Genomic DNA, 4,965 nt, shown 5'->3' with positions numbered 1-4,965 from the left:
GGCCGGCTCCAGGTCATGGCCGGCGGCGGCGTCCGGCCGAAGGACATCCCCGCGCTGGTCGCGGCCGGGGTCGACGCCGTGCACCTGTCGGCGAGCCGGCACGTCGACGAGTCGGGCGGGCCCGGTGGCGGGTCCGACGGCTACACGACGACCGACGAGTCCCTCGTGGTCGCCGCGGCCCGCGCGTTGGGCCGCGGCTGAGGGTCCGTCAGACGCCCTCGATCGCCTGCAGGCGCCCCGAGGCGATCGCGGCGACAAGCGCGCCGTGGTCCTTCTCCGTGCGGTCGGCGTAGGCCGAGGCGAAGTCGGCGAACGCCTCGTCAGCCGCCTTGGACCCGCCGAGGTAGGCGCCGATGGCCACGCGGTCCCCGGAGCGGGCGTGGGCGCGGGCGAGCGTCCAGGCGCACAGCGCCCCGTACTCGCGCATGCCGACCGGCACCATGGTCTCGATGACTGCCGAGCCCTTCCAGTCCCGCAGCTGGCGCAGGTAGAAGTCCCGGGTGACGCCGTCGAGGCCGTGGGTCCGCTGCCACCCGAGCATGGTGTCGCTGGCGGCCTGCATGAGTCGCTGGCCCTCGACCACGCGCTGACCGGACTGCGTGTACTCGCTGGCCCCGAGGAACTGCTCGAGCACCGAGGGCTGCGCCTCCTTGGCCTGCAGGATCAGGTAGTCGCTCTCGTCGACACCCTCGAGCAGCAGGATCCACGCCCGGGTGCCCACGCTGCCCACACCGACGACCTTGCGCGCCATGTCCACCACCCGGTACTGGCCGACCAGGTGCCGGCGGTCCGGCTGCAGGCTCGCCTGGTAGGCGCGCACCAGGTCGCCCATCCCCGCCATGAACCGGTCCATCTCGTCCGGGCCGAGCAGGTCGCTCAGCGTCGTGACCAACGGCGGGTCGGACAGGAACCGTCGGTGCCCGTCGACGATCTCGGTCAGCTTCGCGACTGACTGCAGGTGGTCACGGGACCGCGCCTTCTTCACGGTCGACTCCGTGCGCCTGATCTGGGTCTTGGCGAACGACGAGCCGTTCTTCGCCATGAAGTCGTCGACGTCGAGCCGCGCGTACCAGACGTCGATGTTCGTCTTCGTCGCGAACTCCCGGATCGTCGTCCGGTAGGTCTTGGCGACGCTGAGCAGCAGGTCGCGCCGCTCCTTGCGGCTGAAGCCGTTGCCGCGCGCCGCGATCTCGATGCTGGCCACCAGGCGCTTGACGTCCCACTCGAACGGTCCCGGCAGGGTCTCGTCGAAGTCGTTGAGGTCGAACAGCAGCCGGCGCTCCGGCGTGCCGTAGAGGCCGAAGTTCGACAGGTGCGCGTCGCCGCAGAGCTGGACGTCGAGCCCCGTGTCGGGCGTCGCCGCCAGGTCCGAGGCCTGGATCAGCGCGGCGCCGCGGTAGAACGTGAACGGCGTGGCGACCATCCGCCCGTACCGCAGCGGCACCAGCTCGGGCACCCGCGTCTGGCCCTGGGAGACCAGCAGCTCGATCGGGTCGGGCCGCGAGAAGCCGGCCCCGACGTCCGCCAACGACTCGCGCGGCAGGAGCACCCGGGCGGCGGCGCCCCGGGCGATGCGCTCCTCACGCGTCAGGTGCACCACCGGATCGGCGGCCCGGCGGCGGTGCGGCCGCAACGCAGGAGCGGGGCGGGGAGTCCCCTCGGTCGGAGCTGGAACGGTCTCGGGGCTCGCGGTGTCCGTCACCTCTCGAAACTAGGCCGGTCCAGCGCTCCGGGGAAGGGGGCCGAGCGGCAGGTTCACCCGGCCCGTTCCCACCAGCGCGCGGGCCACCCCGGCGAGACGACGTCCAGCCCGTGCAGCGCCGAGACCTGGGCCAGCTGGACGTCGTACGTCGCGACGCTCGCGACGTCCGGGTGGCTCAGGGCTGCACCGATGTGCAGGGCGATGAACGGCGGGAGCACCCCGGAGACCTTGGTGGCCGCGCGCAGCGTCTGGTCCGAGAACCGGATGACCTCGACGCGTTCCTCGACGTCGTGCGCGACGCCGGTCGCCTCGACCCCGCGGGGGCGCGCGATGCGGCGCAGCTCGGTCATGCCGAGGGGCGTGGTGATCAGCTGCTTCTCGTGGTCCGCCACCCACGAGAGCCACTGCGAGCGACAGGGGGCGCCGTCGAGGTAGCGGGAGAGGGCCGACCCGTCCGCATAGACCCGGGCGGTGGGCACGGGCCGCGCCGGTGGGGCGGCCCCCGTCGCGCCGCTGGGCGGGGCCGGCGGCGACGGGGCTGGTGTCTGCGTTGGTACTCGCTGCGGCAGGACCGAGCGTCGCGGCGGTGCCGCCGGCGGCGGGGCGGTCGACGGCGGTGCCGTCGGGGCCGGGCCCGAGGTTCGCGGCGGGGTCTTCGGGGGCAGGACCGACGTCCGCGGCGGGACCGTCGGCATCGCGCCGGAGAGCGCAGGGGCCGACGCCTGGTTCGGCACGTCGGGGCGGACGGGCACCGGCGGGGGCCCGTCGGTGACCGGCCCGTCGTCGGCGGTCGGCTCGTCGTCGGCGGTCGGCCCGTCGTCGGTCGCCTGATCGTCGGTCGCCTGATCGTCGTCGACAGCCTGCTCGTCGTCGGCGGCCGGCTCGACGTCGTCGCCCGCCGCGCGAGGCTGCGGCACCACCCCGTCGCCGTCGTCGCCGCGCGGACGCGGCGAGGGCACGGAGGACGATGCGGTCACGGCACCATGATCCCCCACCGCGTCGGGGAACGACGGCGGCCGGCCCCCCTGCAGGGGCCGGCCGCGGTCGGGTGAGACCTCGAGGGTCACCGGCTGCGCAGACGCTCCATCGCGAGCTGCACGAGCGAGATGAGCGCCTGCTTCGTGGCCGCGCGCGACCGGGCATCCGTGTAGAGGACCGGCACGTGCGCCGGGATCGCCAGCGCCTCACGGACGTCGTCCAGCTGGTGCTTGGCGACGCCGTCGAAGCAGTTGACGCCCACGACGAACGGGATGCCGCGGCTCTCGAAGTAGTCCACGGCCGGGAAGCACTGGTCGAGCCGGTCGGTGTCGACCAGGACGACGGCACCGATGGCGCCGCGGACCAGGTCGTCCCACATGAACAGGAACCGGTCCTGGCCAGGGGTACCGAACAGGTAGAGCCAGAGCGACCCCGGCAGGGCGATACGACCGAAGTCCATCGCCACCGTGGTGGTGGTCTTGCGGTCCGACACGCCACCGGCGTCGTCGACGCCGACGGAGTGCTCGGTCATCGCGGCCTCGGTGTTGAGGGGCTCGATGTCCGAGATGGAGCCGATGAAGGTCGTCTTGCCGACGGCGAACCCGCCGGCGACGACGATCTTGACGACTGTGGGTGCGACGCTTCCTGCCGTGCCCGCCGGAGCGGCCACAGCGGCGTCAGAGGGCGGAAATGCCATTGAGAACACTCTCCAGCACGCTGAGGGACAGGGCAGGGGACTCACCGGTGTTGACCTCGACCGGCTGTGAGGTGTGCACGCGCACGTACTGCTGGTCAGACAGATCGGATACGAGGATCCGGATCACGCCGAGCGGCAGGTGGAGCAGAGCGGAGAGCTCTGCCACCGAGATGTAGTTGGACGCTGCATGCTGCAGGATCGCCCGCTTCTCGGGCGGCAGACCCTGGCTCGCGACGGCGCCGGGCATCACCTCGACCAGTGCCTCGAGAGGCAGGTCGGAGCGCGCCGAGCGCACGCGGCCACCGGTCACGGCGTAGGGCCGGACCGTTCTGGCCTCGTACTCGATGTGCTCGCTCATGAGTCAGTCTCTCTCCGAGGCCGGGGCCTCAGGCCACCGGCGCGCGGGTGGCGCCGTCGACGGGGAGCTGACCACGCATCTCGGAGATGAGCTGCGGCGTGAGGGTCGCCTCGGTACGAGAGACGAGCATCGCCATCTCGTAGCCGATGAGGCCCACGTCGCAGCTGGACTCCGCGACCACGGCGAGGACGGAGCCGTTCGAGACGCTCATGAGGAAGAGGAACAAGTTGTCCATCTCGATGATCGCCTGACGCACCTCCCCCGCACGGAGCTGGCGCGCGGCGCCACGGGTCAGGCTCGACATCCCGGAGACGATGGCCGCGAGCTGGTCGCCGCTGGTGCGGTCGAGCTGCTCGGACATCGCCATGAGAAGACCGTCCGCAGACACCACGAGTGTGTGGCGGGTGCCGGGCACGGTCCGGACGAAGTTGTCCAGGAGCCAGCCGAAGTTGGCTGCCTCGGTGCTGAGCGCGGTCACACTTCCTCCTTGCTGGTGCAGTCGATGACTGCGGGGTCAGACGCCACCATGGCGGTGACGACGGTTGTGGGGTCTGGGGCAGTCATCAGCTCACGCCGTTCTGGCCGGACGGGTCCTCCGTGGCACGACGGCCACGGGAGGTCCCGGACTGGAAGCTCGACAGACGCGACCGGAGCTGGTCCGCGTCACGCTGCACGGGCTTCCCTTCGTCCTCGGTGACGGTTGTCGCCGGGACAGCTGTGGGGACTCGCTTGGTCAGGCGCTCGGCGTTGCCACCCGATGCCGCCGGCCGGTAGGCCGAGAGCTGGGAGAGCTCGGAGAGTGCCTGCTCCTGGATGTCCGACCGGAGGGCGAGCATCGCCGCCACCTCGTCGTCGAGGGTGCCGACGCGGGGTGCGACCGACGGCGGCAGCGCAGGCTGCGGGACCGTCGAGTGCGGTGCGGGGTTGCCGCCCGGACGCGCGGCCCACTCGGGCGGCTGCCACGAACCGGCCGGCGCGGGCTCCATGGGAGCGGGCGCCTTCGGGAGCTGGGCGGCCGGCGCAGGTGCGACCGGAGCCTGTGCCGTCGGGGCGGGCCACGCGGTCGACGCCATCCACGACTGCGACGGGTCGGCACCGGCGGGCGCCTCCGGGGCGGGTGCCTCCGAGGTCCACGCCGACGTCCGCACCGGGGCGGCCGGGCTGACGGGCTCGGGTGCGAAGGGCGCCTGGGCGACCGGGGCGGGGAGCTCCGGGACGACCTCGTCGGCC

General features: G+C 72.7%; 5 protein-coding genes and 2 pseudogenes. 1 reads left to right on the top strand and 6 read right to left on the bottom strand.

Going from position 1 to position 4,965, the window contains the following annotated elements; all coding sequences use genetic code 11:
• Positions 1-201 (top strand): annotated as a pseudogene (locus tag ACXJKG_RS19310) (copper homeostasis protein CutC); the annotation flags it as partial.
• A gap of 7 nt (positions 202-208) precedes the next feature.
• Here the strand turns inward: ACXJKG_RS19310 and ACXJKG_RS19305 are convergent.
• The 6 genes and pseudogenes from ACXJKG_RS19305 to ACXJKG_RS19280 all read right to left on the bottom strand — a co-directional run.
• Positions 209-1,597, bottom strand: coding sequence for a DUF2252 domain-containing protein (locus ACXJKG_RS19305; protein WP_456847348.1), 1,389 nt, complete (start codon positions 1,595-1,597; stop codon positions 209-211).
• A gap of 158 nt (positions 1,598-1,755) precedes the next feature.
• The gene (locus tag ACXJKG_RS19300) at positions 1,756-2,679 is read right to left on the bottom strand and encodes a type II toxin-antitoxin system VapC family toxin (protein WP_456847347.1); all 924 of its coding nucleotides are present in this window, start codon (positions 2,677-2,679) and stop codon (positions 1,756-1,758) included.
• 86 nt (positions 2,680-2,765) lie between these two features.
• Positions 2,766-3,377: a GTP-binding protein gene (locus tag ACXJKG_RS19295; RefSeq protein WP_055916480.1), complete on the bottom strand. Its 612-nt coding sequence runs from the start codon at positions 3,375-3,377 to the stop codon at positions 2,766-2,768.
• Positions 3,358-3,735: a DUF742 domain-containing protein gene (locus tag ACXJKG_RS19290; protein ID WP_456824043.1), complete on the bottom strand. Its 378-nt coding sequence runs from the start codon at positions 3,733-3,735 to the stop codon at positions 3,358-3,360. The genes ACXJKG_RS19295 and ACXJKG_RS19290 overlap by 20 nt, the downstream gene beginning before the upstream one ends.
• A 28-nt stretch (positions 3,736-3,763) precedes the next feature.
• On the bottom strand, positions 3,764-4,213 hold the full coding sequence (locus ACXJKG_RS19285; protein WP_028051268.1) for a roadblock/LC7 domain-containing protein: 450 nt from the start codon (positions 4,211-4,213) through the stop codon (positions 3,764-3,766).
• Positions 4,214-4,298: 85 nt separating this feature from the next.
• Positions 4,299-4,965: pseudogene (locus ACXJKG_RS19280) on the bottom strand (hypothetical protein); the annotation flags it as partial.

The organism is Cellulomonas sp. P5_C6 (genome assembly GCF_054049635.1).
This window is presented reverse-complemented; position numbering and strand designations above follow the sequence as displayed.